The organism is Chryseobacterium pennae (assembly GCF_003385515.1).
Lineage (GTDB): Bacteria > Bacteroidota > Bacteroidia > Flavobacteriales > Weeksellaceae > Chryseobacterium > Chryseobacterium pennae.
Genome location: NZ_QNVT01000011.1, coordinates 18,503 through 32,932 on the forward strand (window position 1 = coordinate 18,503; position 14,430 = coordinate 32,932).

At 36.0% G+C, this 14,430-nt stretch carries 14 protein-coding genes; 7 read left to right on the plus strand and 7 right to left on the minus strand.

Translation table 11 applies throughout. From position 1 onward, the window contains the following. Positions 1-110: 110 nt before the first annotated feature. Positions 111-500: an SRPBCC family protein gene (locus DRF65_RS12775; protein WP_115971153.1), complete on the plus strand. Its 390-nt coding sequence runs from the start codon at positions 111-113 to the stop codon at positions 498-500. A gap of 378 nt (positions 501-878) precedes the next feature. Here the strand turns inward: DRF65_RS12775 and DRF65_RS12785 are convergent, their stop codons facing one another. From DRF65_RS12785 to DRF65_RS12795, 3 genes are read right to left on the minus strand one after another with little or no spacing between them, the layout of a single operon-like run. Further along, positions 879-1,922, minus strand: coding sequence for an anhydro-N-acetylmuramic acid kinase (locus DRF65_RS12785; protein ID WP_115971154.1), 1,044 nt, complete (start codon positions 1,920-1,922; stop codon positions 879-881). Positions 1,923-1,932: 10 nt separating this feature from the next. Further along, positions 1,933-2,523, minus strand: coding sequence for an LPS export ABC transporter periplasmic protein LptC (gene lptC, locus DRF65_RS12790; RefSeq protein WP_115971155.1), 591 nt, complete (start codon positions 2,521-2,523; stop codon positions 1,933-1,935). 1 nt (position 2,524) lies between these two features. Continuing rightward, positions 2,525-3,826, minus strand: coding sequence for a hypothetical protein (locus DRF65_RS12795; protein WP_115971156.1), 1,302 nt, complete (start codon positions 3,824-3,826; stop codon positions 2,525-2,527). Between the two features lie 377 nt (positions 3,827-4,203). On the opposite strand from DRF65_RS12795, the gene DRF65_RS12800 reads away from it, so the two are divergent. Further along, on the plus strand, positions 4,204-5,322 hold the full coding sequence (locus tag DRF65_RS12800; protein WP_115971157.1) for a DNA polymerase III subunit: 1,119 nt from the start codon (positions 4,204-4,206) through the stop codon (positions 5,320-5,322). Between the two features lie 51 nt (positions 5,323-5,373). On the opposite strand, the gene DRF65_RS12805 is transcribed toward DRF65_RS12800, so the two are convergent. Both DRF65_RS12805 and DRF65_RS12810 read right to left on the minus strand, forming a co-directional pair. After that, positions 5,374-5,595 carry a hypothetical protein gene (locus DRF65_RS12805; protein ID WP_115971158.1) on the minus strand — a complete coding sequence of 74 codons (222 nt, stop codon included), beginning with the start codon at positions 5,593-5,595 and terminating at the stop codon, positions 5,374-5,376. A gap of 48 nt (positions 5,596-5,643) precedes the next feature. Next, on the minus strand, positions 5,644-6,768 hold the full coding sequence (locus tag DRF65_RS12810; RefSeq protein ID WP_115971159.1) for a hypothetical protein: 1,125 nt from the start codon (positions 6,766-6,768) through the stop codon (positions 5,644-5,646). 97 nt (positions 6,769-6,865) lie between these two features. On the opposite strand from DRF65_RS12810, the gene DRF65_RS12815 reads away from it, so the two are divergent. From DRF65_RS12815 to DRF65_RS12835, 5 genes are all read left to right on the plus strand, one after another. Then, positions 6,866-7,504, plus strand: coding sequence for a TetR/AcrR family transcriptional regulator (locus DRF65_RS12815; RefSeq protein ID WP_165852219.1), 639 nt, complete (start codon positions 6,866-6,868; stop codon positions 7,502-7,504). Further along, positions 7,488-8,804 (plus strand): TolC family protein, encoded by a 1,317-nt coding sequence (locus tag DRF65_RS12820; RefSeq protein ID WP_115971161.1) that lies wholly within the window; start codon positions 7,488-7,490, stop codon positions 8,802-8,804. The genes DRF65_RS12815 and DRF65_RS12820 overlap by 17 nt, the downstream gene beginning before the upstream one ends. Positions 8,805-8,820: 16 nt before the next feature. Next, complete coding sequence (locus DRF65_RS12825; RefSeq protein WP_115971162.1) at positions 8,821-9,924, plus strand: HlyD family secretion protein; 1,104 nt, start codon at positions 8,821-8,823, stop codon at positions 9,922-9,924. Positions 9,925-10,040: 116 nt separating this feature from the next. Further along, positions 10,041-11,618, plus strand: a complete 1,578-nt coding sequence (locus DRF65_RS12830) for a DHA2 family efflux MFS transporter permease subunit (RefSeq protein WP_115971163.1) — start codon at positions 10,041-10,043, stop codon at positions 11,616-11,618. Positions 11,619-12,104: 486 nt separating this feature from the next. After that, positions 12,105-12,701 (plus strand): hypothetical protein, encoded by a 597-nt coding sequence (locus DRF65_RS12835; RefSeq protein ID WP_115971164.1) that lies wholly within the window; start codon positions 12,105-12,107, stop codon positions 12,699-12,701. 300 nt (positions 12,702-13,001) lie between these two features. Here the strand turns inward: DRF65_RS12835 and DRF65_RS12840 are convergent, their stop codons facing one another. Further along, the gene (locus DRF65_RS12840) at positions 13,002-14,015 is read right to left on the minus strand and encodes a TQO small subunit DoxD (protein WP_115971165.1); all 1,014 of its coding nucleotides are present in this window, start codon (positions 14,013-14,015) and stop codon (positions 13,002-13,004) included. A 53-nt stretch (positions 14,016-14,068) separates the two neighbouring features. Next, on the minus strand, positions 14,069-14,425 hold the full coding sequence (locus DRF65_RS12845) for a hypothetical protein (protein WP_123947335.1): 357 nt from the start codon (positions 14,423-14,425) through the stop codon (positions 14,069-14,071). Positions 14,426-14,430 lie beyond the last annotated feature (5 nt).

Here is a 14,430-nt window from a genome sequence, read left to right on the forward strand (position 1 = left end):
TTTAAAAGTATGCTTTGGATAACGTCTTTGTCTATTTTTTTTATAATTTTGTTGTTATCATAAATGTAAAGAAGCTTATCTTTATAAGAATTTAAATACAGAATAAAAAAATGAATTTAGAAGGACGAAAAATTATTGTCAATAAATCATCTAAGGAGTTAAGTGAATTACTGAAAACTCCTGAAAATTACAAAGATTTCATGCCGGATGGTCTTCAGAAATTTGAAACAAGAGATAATGGTTTTAAATTCGGATTACAGGGAATGCCGGAAATCGCATTAAAGATAGATGAGGTAACTGATCAGAAAGCTATATTGAAATCTGCAAGTTCAAGCCTGGATTTCTCTTTAACAGCTACTTTAAATCCTATCAATGAAAACCAGACAGAAGTTCAGATGTTGTTTGAAGGGAAGTTCAATCCGTTCATCAAAATGATGGTAGAAAAGCCATTACAGAACTTTATCAATACATTGACAGATAAGATCGAAGCTTATAAATAATAAAAAAACCTTCAGAAATGAAGGTTTTTTTATGACTACTGGTTCTTTTCTCTTTTGTTGATTTATATTTTGACACAGTTGTTTCTTTATTTCTGAAATTAGCTTGTAATGGAATCATTTGTTGGGCAGACAACCCACAGAATTGTTTGCCGATTTTATTAAGAAATCCAGAGCTGGTACTAAGCATTTTTTGAATAAGCTTCAACACTTCGGTCGTTCACAAATTTCTTTTCCAATAAAGATCTGAACCGATAAAAATGTTATTGTATATAGGTATCTCTCCGCACATTGTAAATACTTGCATACTATCGGTTGAGAACCACAAGTAATTGGTATAGAAGTGATCTGATCAAATGATTGCTGTCATTTTGAAGCTGTTTAAACGATTATTCCAGAGCAGTGGTCAGCAATACTTCCTGTAGCAGAAGAAAGAACATTAATTTCATTGTTCATTTTTAAAACTCCCATAAAGGCAAAGATCAGAGCTTCCTTATATTCGATGATTTCCTTTTCAGGGATAATGATCTCAGCTTCTGTTTTAGCTTTTATTTTCTCGATTAAAAATGTGTTATAAGCACCTCCTCCGCTTACCAATATATCTTGAATATTATATTTATTGATGACCGCAGAGATTTGTTGTGCAATATGTTCTGTAAATGTAGCCAGGGCATCCAGGGGAGATATGCCGTTGAGCTTTGGAAATATATGTTGGTTGCACCATTCTATGCCCAGCGATTTAGGATGAGGGAGCTGATAGAAATCTAAAGAATTAAGTTGGGCTAGTAAAGCCTCAACAATCTCTCCTTTTTTTGCCAGATCACCATTTTCGTCAAAGTTTTCATTCAGTTGTTGAGCCAAATGATTCAGGACGATATTGACCGGGGATATATCAAAAGCAATTCTTTTTTCCTCTGATTTTAGAGAAATATTTGAAAAACCACCCAAATTAAGACAGGCATCATATTGTGAAAAAAGAAGTTCATCACCTATAGGAACCAAAGGCGCTCCGTTTCCTTGCATAAGGACATCCTGGCTCCTGAAATCATAGACTACCGGTACACTGGTTTCCATTTTAACGGCTCTGCCGTCTCCAATCTGAAGTGTAAATTTTCTCTGAGGCTGATGAAAAACTGTATGGCCGTGAGACGCAATCAGATCAATGTTTTCAAGCTGATGTTTTTCAATAAATGTCTTTGCTTTTTGGCCTAAATAAAAACCATAGTCAGAATGCAGTTCCAAAAGGTCTGCTGCCGGAAGATGGATAGAATTTCTGAGTTTTTTTTCCCAATCGGCAGGATAGGGAAGGGTTTCTGCTTCCAGGATCTGGAAATGCCATTTGTCCTTCTTTTCAAATTCAGCAAGACAGATATCCAATCCGTCTAAACTAGTTCCGGACATAAGTCCAATGGCAAGAGTTTTCATGGGGAAGACGCTATTTTTTATTTTCGGAAAGTCTTTTTGAGCTAAAGTCTCCGGAATTGTTATAAAAAGTATATTCAGAAAAGTCGTCCTTGGCAGTCATCCCATTAGCACCCACAAGGGTTGAGCCATCTTCCATAGTTACATACACAGTATCTTTGGTATAGATGCGTTTTTTTCTCTGATCCCAATAAACGCTCTGCATGGCAAATTTTTGACCTTCATTGGTGGTGATTCTTACATTGCCTTTAGCTTCGTAAAATTGTTTATAATCAAAAAACTTGGCATATTTGGCTTTGATGGTTCCCGGGAGCTTTGGTTTTTTCTTATCGAAAAATTCAATATCAATTCCTTTTCTGGCCACAGTATAAGGACTGTCGATCAGCTCATATTTTTCAATGATAGCAGCTTTGGCTTTCAGAATTACAAACCCTGAATCACGCTGTATGATATTGGCATTATTAATGATCTGTGAGGGGAAGTTCTTGCTGTTGTTACCATTTTTTTTGGTAAGATCCTCCTCACAGGATGTCAATATAAAAAATATAGCACAACTAAAAAGGCATGCTATATTTTTATATACTATTTTTTTTGAAAAATTCATTCTAGTTATAAAGAGACTTTCTGAACCATTTATCAGCAAAATTAAAGCCGATTTTCAGGTTGATAAAGTTCTGGTTGATAAGGTTGTTCTTAAGAGTACCTCTTTTCCCCAGTTCTACTCCAATTTCAAGACCACTCATTCTTGTGATACTGCTGTTTTTGAATGGAAGCATTACACCGGCAGAAATACCGAACTTGTTAATACTGTTACCTTCCAGTTTTAGGTTTCCTCTTTCATAGAAAGCTCCATATCTGTAGACTACTCTTGAGAAGTAATTTCTGAAGTTATTGTAATTGGGTAGATACCATCCTCCGGCAGAAATTCTGTAAGTATCCTGCAGGCTGTAAGAGGTTCCGAAATAAGAAATATCTTCTCCTTTTTTATAATCAATCTGCCCGGAAAGGAACCAATGGTTATCGCTTCCATATCCAACCCCTACGGATGCCTGTAATGGAATAAGGTTTTTAGATTTGGCTTCCTTATGATCAATAAAAATTTCATCTCCTTTAGTACCTGCTGCATCAATGTATCTGTAAGTACTGTTGTTATATTCAGTTACCATGTTGCTGGTATTCCCGAATGTAGCCGTTGCTCCGATGGTTAATTTTTTATCGGTACGGGTATTTAGCTTCTGGTAGCTGGTACCTAAAGTAAAGTTGAAATTCCTGATTCTGTTTTTCGTTTCATACCCATTGATATATTCCGAATTGTTGGCGCTAAGCTCAGTAAGATCATAAAGGTCTCCGAAATATAAATTGGCTCTTGCTCCCACAGAGAATTCCTGGTTGACTTTATAAGATACGGCCACTGCGGCAGTGCTTACACTTCCACTCCCTTTAAATTGGTTTCGGTAAGTAATACTATTGGTAATGTCCCCTTCTGTTTTGTTTACTACCTCGTCATTCAGAATATCATAGCTTTTTGAGCTGTATGGCTGATAGGAAAGTCCCATTTTAACTTTTGAGGAAATAGGAAATGCCAATGATATATTAGAAAGATACGTAGAATGCTTTGTAGATTTCATATCGTTAAAATTCGATTTGAAATAGTTATTTTCGTTGGTAGCTTCCAGTCTGATACTTGTAAGTTCGAAATTCGCGTTGTTTGCAGGGTTTGCAAAGTTGAAACTACTCGTAAAATCACTTATAAAAGCGGTTGAGATACCTCCCATGGAAGCAGTTTCGATCGTATTATCATATTTTACATCTCCAATTCCGTATTTTGCATAGGGCGAGTTACTTAGACTCTGTGCATTTAGAAAATATCCAACTGATATGAATGATACTACAAAGATTTTTTTCATTCTTTATTTTTAAAACAATGCGCAAATATCTTAAATATTAATGAATTGTAAAAATTATATGTGGTTAAAGTTTGTTAAGGGCTGGTATCATGGGGAATTTTTAATCTTTACAGATTATTAATATCAATTGTGAAAGGCAAGTTTACTTCATTTGTCAACTTGTATGTTGTTGATTAATAATTCACTATTGAAACTGACGTGAATGATGAACAAAGAATCAGTTTTGCATGTAAATTTTTTTTCCCATATATTCATTATTGTCTTCGGGAAACAAAAATTGACCATTCACAGTGCTTAAAAGAATAGATAATAATGAATCTGCTTCACTCATAAATTTCTTTACCCCAAATTTATTCCCGATTTCTTATCTTTGAAACATGAATTGGGAGAATATCGCCGGACAGGAAAATCTGAAAAAACTTCTTAGAGAAAGCATTACTGAAAATAGAGTAAGCCATGCCCAGCTTTTCGTAGGAAAGGAAGGATATGGAACTTTACCTATGGTATTGGCTTATGCAAAGGAGATTTTAAGTCAGGAGAACGAGCATGCAGCTTCAAAAGTAGAACATCTTAATCACCTTGATCTGCACTTCAGTTTCCCTGTTTTTACAGATAATAAAAACTCTTTAAGTAAAAATAAATTTGAAGAATTCAGGGAAATGATTCTGGCTTCTCCGTATGCAAGCTACGATGACTGGACTGCTTTTTTGGAATCAGAAAATAAACAGCTTTTCATTTCTGCAGATGAAATTGATGACCAAAATCAGAAATTTGCTTTAAAAAGCTTTGAAGGGGGAACTAAAATCCTGATCGTCTGGAGAGCTGATAAAATGAACATAGCAGCATCCAACAAGTTTCTGAAGTTTCTTGAAGAACCGCCGGCAAAAACCATAATTCTTCTTACTGCAGAGAGTACGAATGATATTCTTCCTACCATACTTTCCCGTACTCAGGTCGTAGAAGTTCCAAGAATTCATGATGAAGATCTTGGAATCTATTTAAAAAAGAAATTCTCTGTTTCTGAAGAAAAATCAAGAGAAATTATTCATGAAGCGCAGGGAAACCTTAATGATGCTATAAAACTTCTTAATTCAGGCGACAAAAGCAATGAATTTGAAAAGCTCTTTGTACAATGGGTTCGTGATGCCTTTATGGTGAAGAAAAAACCGGAGTACCTCAGAAGTATTATTATCTGGGCAAGGGAAATAGCAGGCTGGAATAGGGAAAAGCAGAAGAATTTTTTAAATTACTGTTCCGAAATTTTCAGATTGGCGCTTCTTCAGAATTATCAGTCGGAGAATCTGGTCTATAAAAAGATTGATGCTAATGGATTTAACTGGGCAGGTTTTTCAAAATTTATCAGTGGTGCCAATATTGAAAACATTCTGGAGGAGATCAATACTGCAGATCTGCATCTTACAAGAAACGGAAATCCTAAAATTGTCTGGACCGATCTTGGGATAAAATTATCGAGATATATTCATAAAAGTACATAAAATAAAACTCCGGAAATTTTCCGGAGTTTGTTTTTTAAGCAGTAGTGCAATTTAAGCCGCTTTCTTTTCTTTTGATACCTTTTTTGAAGCGTTATCAGCTGTTTTTGCTTTTGCATCACAACCTTTATGGTGAGCATCCGAACATGCTTTTTTATCCTTTACAGAACATTCTTTTTTATCTTTTCCGGCACAGCAGCCTCCTTCTTTAGGTTTTTCCTGAGCATAGCTGAATGCAAATAAACCGATAGCAAGAATTGAGATTGTTTTTTTCATGATTTTAAAATTTTTTAAGTGTCTAAATGTAATACTTTTTTGTTTACTTTATAAATTTTTTAATGAAGCTTGGAATTCCTGAAGTTCTTTCTCCATGAAATCCGGATCGTTGAGCTGCTTTCGCATTGATCTAATATTACCAATGGTACTTTCAAGAGCTGTTCTGAACCAGGGGAATTCCTGGCTTAAAGAAGTAAGCTTTGCCAGAGCTCTCAAAGACTGATCTGTTTGAGCTAATTGTACTGCATGTTCATATCTGAAGACAGGGCAATAATAATATTCTTCTGAGACATAGTCCCATGTCTCATTATCTGCCTCAGTGTTTATAAGATACAGCATTGCGAAAATAGAAGAGTCTGTATAACCTTCTGAGAATTTGAAACATTCGAAGACAGATTCCGTATCACTCTGTTGTATTTTTTTATCCAGCACTTCATGAAACAACGCATGAGAACTTTCTTTTTCAGAGTGATTTCCTATGATATGAAGTACTGTGGCATATTCTACTTTTACAGCATCATCTTCCGGATAGTTTTGATAAGCTGTTTCAATATATTCCTTTGCTGCATGATTATTCAGTAATACACGATGAAGTTTTGAAAGCGAAACAAGCTCTTCGCCTGTCAACTGTCTTTTATCTGACATACTTTCTTCAAAATACTGAAGTGCCTTTTTTGAATAACGATCTTTTACAAACCTTTCAATCACTTGCCACTGCTCAAGTTTTTCAAATTGAGACTGATCCCAGAATTGGTAAAATAATGATATACGGTCCCATTTTGACTGAATGCCTGCCCATTCCTTGAAAAGAGTTCCATAGGCTTGATGGGGAGAAATGCTATTACCTCTGTCATCATCGAGAGGAAAACTGACATCAAGATTTGGATTACAATGATATCTTCTGAAAGCTTCTATGATTTCAAGATCGAAACGATTTCCTTCTTCATTTAGCGGAAAAGCGGTTTCTTCTAATTCTACTGGTGTTTCTTCAATAGATTTGGTATTCGTCTCTTCGGTAAATGGAGTAGTTGTTTCTTCTAATGGAACAGATATCTCTTCGGTGAGTGAAGTGGTGATCACCTCATGCGTAAAGTCATTCTTAAAAGTTCCTTCATCTGTCTGTTGTTTTTTCTCTCTCTTAAATATCTTAAAAAAGAAATCGAATAAGCCCATAGAGTTTGTTTTTTGTAAATATAAATTAAATCTATATTAAAAAATCAATCAATCGTTTGATTTATTTCAAAACTTGTGTAAATTTGCACCCTGAAAAATGAACACTAACATGGTTTCAAAAGAAGAAAATATATTATTCGCAGCAGAAAAGCTCTTTGCAGAGAAGGGTTTTGAAGGAACTTCAACCCGGGAAATTGCAAAAGCGGCTAATGTAAATATCTCTATGATTTCGTATTATTTTGGTTCTAAGGAAAAGCTTTATGAGAAACTGGTGGAGTATAGAATGAAGGAAGGACAGTTTTTTTCAAATGAAATCCTGGAACGGACTGATATCAATGAGTGGGAGAAAATTGTAAAAATAATAGATCAGTTCTCTAACAGAATCAAAAATCACAAATGTTTTTACAGGATTATGCAGAGAGAACAGTTACACGCCGAAAACCCTCAGATTTTAGAATTTTTAAAGGAAACAAAAATAGGATTCATTTCCATGTATTCTCAATTGTTGGAGCGGGGTTTGAAAAAAGGAATTTTCACAAAGAATCCTCCTATTTACCTTCTTCATTCCACGGTAAGCGGAACCTTATTCTATGCCCTTAATGCCAAGCCAATGTATAAGGAATTCCTGAATAATACAGAAGAAGAGAGTGTTTTTGACGAAAAATACTATACAGAACTTAACAAACATATAAAACATTTACTAAAAGACCTTTTAGGTTATGAAGAGAATAAATAACTCAGTGATTGCATTATCACTATTCGTAGGAATAGCAAATGCAAATGCTCAGGAGAAAAAGACCCTTTCTCTTGACGAAGCTGTGCAGCTGGGAATCCAGAACAGCAAGAATCTCAAGATCGACGCAGCCAAGATCGAGGAGGCTACCGCTGATCTTTTGGAAGCTAAAAACAGACAGCTTCCGGAACTGAAGATTTCAGGAAGTTATATGTACCTTCCGATGAAACCGACAGTAGATATGAAACTTGGAGGAGCTTCAGGTGGAGCGGGTGGTCCGGAGATTCATCAGGTATTGTATGGTTCTGCTAATCTTAGTGTTCCTATTTACAGTGGCGGAAGAATCAAATATGGGATTCAGTCAGCAAAATATCTGGTAGAAGCATCAAAGTTAAGCACTGAAAATAATAAGACTGCTATTGCTTATAATGTTGCCCAGGCTTATAATAACCTGTTTAAAGCCAATCAGTCAATCAAAGTTTTTGAAGAAAATCTTGCCGCTTCCCAGAAGAGAGACGAAACTTTCCTTAAAATGGAAAACAACGGATTGATTGCCAGAAACGACAGGTTAAAAGCCAATCTTCAGACTTCTAATATTGAACTTCAGTTACTTGAAGCTAAAAACAACTACAATATTGCGAACATCAATATGGATTTGCTATTAGGACTTCCTGATAATACAGAACTTGAAGTGGATCAGAATTATATTGAAGAAGGCTCGGAGGTAAAAGCTGTTGACTTTTATGTAAACGAAGCCAGAGAAAACCGTAAGGACCTTCAGGCTTTAGTTCAACAAAGAAAAGCAGCAGAATTGGGAACAAAAGCTGCTAAGGCAGAAAACCTGCCTTCATTGGCATTCACCGGCGGTTATGTAGCAGCAGATATTCCTAAGTTTCTTACCGTGTATAATGCATTAAATGTAGGAATCGGAATTTCTTACAACTTATCCAATATCTGGAAAGAAAACTCATCATTAAGACAGTCACAGGCAAGAGAAAAGCAATTGGCAGCTACCGACGAATTACTGAATGATAACATTAAGCTTGATGTGAACAGGGAGTATCAGAATACAGACTTTTCTAAAAAGAGAATTTCTGTTTTTGAAAAATCAGCTGAGCAGGCTAATGAAAACTACAGAATTACAAAAAACAAATATGACAACGGCCTTGCAACCATGACAGAATTACTGGATGCAGATGCTGCTCAGATTGCAGCTAACGTTGGCGTAATCAATGCAAAGGCAGACGCCGCTTTAGCTTACAGAAAACTATTGCAAACAACAGGAACTTTAACAATTAAATAATCAGATCGAAACCAAAATGGAAAATAAAAATACACAGGACGTTGAACCTAAAAAGAAAAAAAGTTTAGTTTTTCCTATTATTTTAGCAGCTGTCGTAATCGGAGGAGGAATCTACGGTTACAGAGCATACAGCTACGGACAGTATCATGAAGAAACTGATGATGCTCAGATTACTTCCAATATGGCACCGGTAATTTCCAAAATCTCAGGATATGTAGCTGAGGTAAAGGTAAAAGATAACCAGTTCGTAAAGAAAGGGGACACGCTTGTGATTTTAGATAACAGAGATCAGAAAATGGCTCTTGAACAGTCACAGGCTGCATTAACAACAGCAAAAAGTAATATTTCTACAGCAGAAGCTACTACTACTGCTACTTCTAAGAATATCAATAGCTCTGAAGCCGCTGTAGCAACAGCCAATGCACAGATTGAAGCTGCGAAAGTAAACGTTTGGAAAACTTCTCAGGATTTAAAAAGATATGCAAATCTTGTAAAAGATCATTCTATTACAGAACAGCAGTATGAGCAGGCTCTGGCTGCAAAGCAGTCTGCAGATAAACAGCTTCAGGTATTGGTAGAGCAAAGAAATCAGATTGCTCAGCAGACTACTATCGCTTCTTCTCAAACGGCGGCAAGCTCTCAACAGATCAGTGTAGCGAGTTCAGTGGCAAAACAAAGAGAAGTAGATGTAGAAAATGCTAAACTAAACTTATCATACACTGTAATTTTAGCTCCTGAAGACGGATATGTTGGAAAAGTATCTACACAGGCAGGTCAGTATCTTCAGGCAGGAGCCCAGCTATTTGCTTTGGTTAAAAATGACCAGAAATGGGTAGTGGCGAATTTTAAAGAAACGCAGGTAGACAAGATGGTAGAAGGTCAGAAAGTAAAAATTGAGATTGATGCTTTCCCTGATAAGGAATTTGATGGAGTAGTAAGCTCATTCTCTCCGGCTACTGGTGCTACATTCTCTATTCTTCCTCCAGATAACGCGAGTGGAAACTTCGTAAAAGTAGTTCAGAGACTTCCTGTAAAAATCGATTTTACAAATCTTGATAAGAATATTGCAAAAAGATTAAGAACGGGAATGAATGTGAAGGCTGAGGTTTCATTGAAATAATATCTAAAATTGTTAAAAGTCAATTAAGTGAGAGATCAATAGTAAATCATTTTAAAATTTACTATTCACTTACGTAACAAAATTGACCATTGACTTTTTAACATCGAAAAAAACTTATGCAAGATTCATTAGTAGAATATGGAGCCCGAAGAGTGATTATTACCATCACAGCTATTCTTTGTGCTCTGCTTGAAATTGTGGACTCCACGATTGTGAATGTTGCCCTTAATGAAATGAAGGGTAACCTGGGAGCTACACTTTCAGAAGTGGGCTGGGTGATTACGGCCTATGCCATCGGAAATGTAATTATCGTACCGATGACCAGCTGGCTTTCTCAGCAGTTTGGGCGTAGAAATTACTTTGCAGCTTCCATTATCATATTTACCATATTTTCATTCCTCTGCGGAAATGCAACGAATATCTGGGAACTGGTATTTTTCAGACTGATGCAGGGAATTGGTGGGGGAGCTTTATTGGTAACCTCACAGACGATCATTACGGAATCTTATCCGATTGAAAAAAGAAGTATGGCACAAGCCATTTATGGTCTTGGAGTAATTATTGGTCCTACACTGGGCCCGCCTCTTGGAGGGTATATTGTTGATAATTTCAGCTGGCCCTATATTTTCTATATTAATATCCCGATTGGAATTGCGGCAACTTTGATGACGCTGCAGTTTGTGAGAAGTCCGAAATATGCAGAAAAACGTAAAATTTCGGATGTTGACTGGATAGGTATTGCTTTGCTTGCAATAACAGTGGGATCATTACAATTCATTCTGGAAAGAGGACATGAAGAAGACTGGTTTGCCAGTGGAATGATCGTAGCGTTTACCATAGCGGCTGTTTTAGGATTTATATTATTCCTTTGGCGGGAACTTACCTTTAAGTATCCGATTGTGGAGCTTAGGGTACTTAAAAACAGTAATTTAAGAATTGGAACAATGATGTCATTTGTACTCGGATTTGGGCTTTATGGGTCCACATTCATTGTTCCGCTGTATACTCAGAGTATTTTGGGCTGGACGGCACTTCAGTCAGGGGCATTGATGATTCCGGCTGCACTGACAACGGCCTTTATGATGCCTATCATTGGTAGATTATTGGCAAAAGGAGCTAAACAACAGATCCTGGTTTCATTAGGGCTATTTATCTTCTTTGTCTATAGTTTCTGGGGATACAAAATTCTAACTCCGGATACGAGTAAAGATGCCTTCTTCTGGATGCTGATTGTGAGGGGAGCAGGTTTGGGATTATTGTTTATTCCAATTACATCTCTTTCATTAAGTACTCTGAAGGGGCAGGAAATTGGTCAGGGTGCTGCCTTTACCGGTATGATGAGACAGTTGGGTGGATCCTTTGGTATTGCAGCCATCACTACTTTCATTGCTAATGCAGGCCAGACCTACAGAAATAACCTGATTTCCCATTTAGATGTCAACAGTTTTGATGTTCAGCAAAGACTGGCAGCCTTGAAGGCCAGTTTCATTGCAAAAGGAATGACTCCTGATGCTGCAATGAATGCTGCTTATAAAATGCTTGACCTCTCTGTTACCAAACAGGCAACAGTATTATCTTATATGGATGTATTTCTTTACCTCGGCGTAATATTTTTAATATGTATTCCGTTTATCTTATTTATAAAAGAAAGAAAAAGTAAAGAAAAGATAGATTTAAGTGAAGCCATGCACTAAATTTTAATTAAAACCTTCGGAATTTCCGGAGGTTTTTTTGTTTAAAATGACAGTGGATTAAGGTTGCTCACATTGATTATTCAGACTTCAATAACTTCCATCTTCCAGCCCCCTGCTTCCTTTCCAAATTTATTTATAAAAACAATATCACTTATTGGAGAATTTGTTTATTTTTTTTAGCTTTACAATACCAAATGAAAAAATATGAACAGAGTCCCTCATCCCTATAAAACCTTTTCAAAAGGTCCAGATTGGAGCAAAATAGTACAGTCTTATTTGTGATCCAATACTTAATACATAGTTTTCCATTACTTTCAGGCATCTTTTGTTACTAAAGTAAAGGCTGAAATTCCTATTTCTGAAATTCAACAAAGAAATAGAGCATACATGTTTTATGTATTCATTAATTATTTTAAATCAATACTGTATTTCATGATTTAAAAATATTTTTATCTACTGATGACCAGAACTTTATAAAATTTAAGTATGAATTCAATACAACTGCCGGAAACTTTTATGGCATTATCAGATTTCAGAAAAAATGATGTGTATCTTCCTGAAATGGATCAGGATCAGATCATTTCAGATTTCTTTCCCGCAACATTTACAGAACTTACCCAGCGCCTTTCGGATATTACAGGAGCATTTTATGGTGGATTATTGAAACAGGCAGGTAAGCTTTACGGTGAAGAGGCTGTTAATGAACTTTCTACCGCCTTTATGTATGATCTCGGATCAAAAATGGCTTTGAGAAATCTGGAAACAAAACCAGGTTTGCAGCCAGGCATTGTGGCAATAGCAAAAATATTGATAGGAGCAGTTTTTACATCCAGTCCCGAATATAATTTTGATTTCAAAGAATTAAATGACCACAGAGTTGAACTACTGATTAAAGGAGTAGACCGCTACCACAAAATCACACAAAGTCTCCAGATCGCAGGACTGCTGAAGTGGCCGGTTATAGAACCTTTTATACAGGGAGCATGCGATACTATGGGACTGGATGTTTTACTTGAGATGAAAGTACTGAAACTGAATCCTGACAGCTCATGTGCCTACAAGGTAATTGTGACGGAGAAATAGATTTTGTTAAGATAAAAGATAAAAGATAAAAGATAAAAGATCTTGTCGTTAAACAACAAATCCCCATACACGGATCTCAACATCAATAGGAGCGGGCTTTAGCCCGCTCTCATTATAAATCCTTATTCATTTGGCTTTAGCCAAAACCTAAGAATATTTGAATATATTCATTCAGCTATACCTTCATAGATTTTCAATAGGAAAGGATATTGTATTTATGTCTATATTCCTATTTGGTGAAAATTAAACGGAATCAGTACAGGGGAAAACGATACATCATTTCATTGGTGAAGCCTAAATTTAATTTACATTTTCTATCCACTCAATCCCACTGATGTCAATCAGTTTTAAAGTATGAATTTCATCTTTCTGAAGAATATCATCAATCCCAATATTTACATCTGCCTTGGCACCTAATGGAATAATAAGACTATGTTTTCCCGGTTTTACTTTGGCCACATAATGGTTTTTAATACGGTCTTTAGAAAATTTTGAAAGCTCTTTATGATCGATTTCCTTTAAAATATTTCCGTTTTTATCCAGAATATGAATGCCAATGAGGAAAGATCCATATACATCGGCTCCTTCTGTTCTGTAAACCTCGAATGTTAACTCCGAATTATTATGGGAAATATTGGAAATTTCAAGTTTAGGTTTTACCGATTTATTATGCAGGGTTCCCCAAACACCGCCATGGAAATACTGATTGGTATAAAGGGTAAGCCCGAAAATCAATAGAGATCCGGCAAGTACAAATACCTTTGGCTGAGCAATAGGAAGAATTCCGGAACCCAGCCACTGAAACCATTTTGTTTGAGTGAAAGGTTTATTTTTCTTTATAAAATAATCATCCAGAGAATATGCACCACTTCCCGTAAGGAACAGGACAAAACCACCTGCTACACCAAGAACACCAATTTGCCATTCATCCACACAGGTTGTTCCCAGCCATCCCGAACCTAATAAAATTCCCAGTGCAAGGCTGAGAATTCCTATACTCATTAATCGGGTAAAGAGACCGAGAATGATAAATAATCCTACGATAGCTTCGATGATTGTAAAAGTCATCATAGATCTTTGTAAGGCATCCGGATGGGTAACCAGATATTCTATAATAGGTTTAATTCCCAGGGCATTGGGTAAAAAATGATTGAATTTTTCTCCGATATATCCCTTTTCATCGGGAATAAGCTTGTTTTCGAGGACAAGTCTGCGCCAGAAGGCTGAAAAATAGGTCCATCCGATAACCATTCGGAGTGATAAAGTATATAATCCGGCCAGGTCATAAGACTGGCTGTTTGTAGTATGTTTCATTGAAGTTAATATTGTATTGTAAAAAACTGATTTTTGATGGCTTAAATAAATTTTTAAACCAGATTCAATTTCAGTCTTTTAAATAAAATATACTTCGGCGGGCTGTTTCCTGTGGTATACCCTGAATATTTATTAAAAAAGATAGTGCCTCCCTCTGTATTGTTTACTATAGCATTAAAATCTAAAAGAGATACTTTACATTTGTATTTTGCTTCAGCTTTTGAAATGGAAATCTTTGAGGAAGTAGTGGAAGTATCACAGTTTAAAGAAGGTCCGGATGTTACCTTTACTTTGTTTAAACCACTGATATATTGAATGTCAAAAATATCAAGAACATCTCTTTTAACAGAACATGGTGACAATGAAAACACAAGAATAAGCATCGTAATGATGGCTTTATAGGTCTTCATATGGA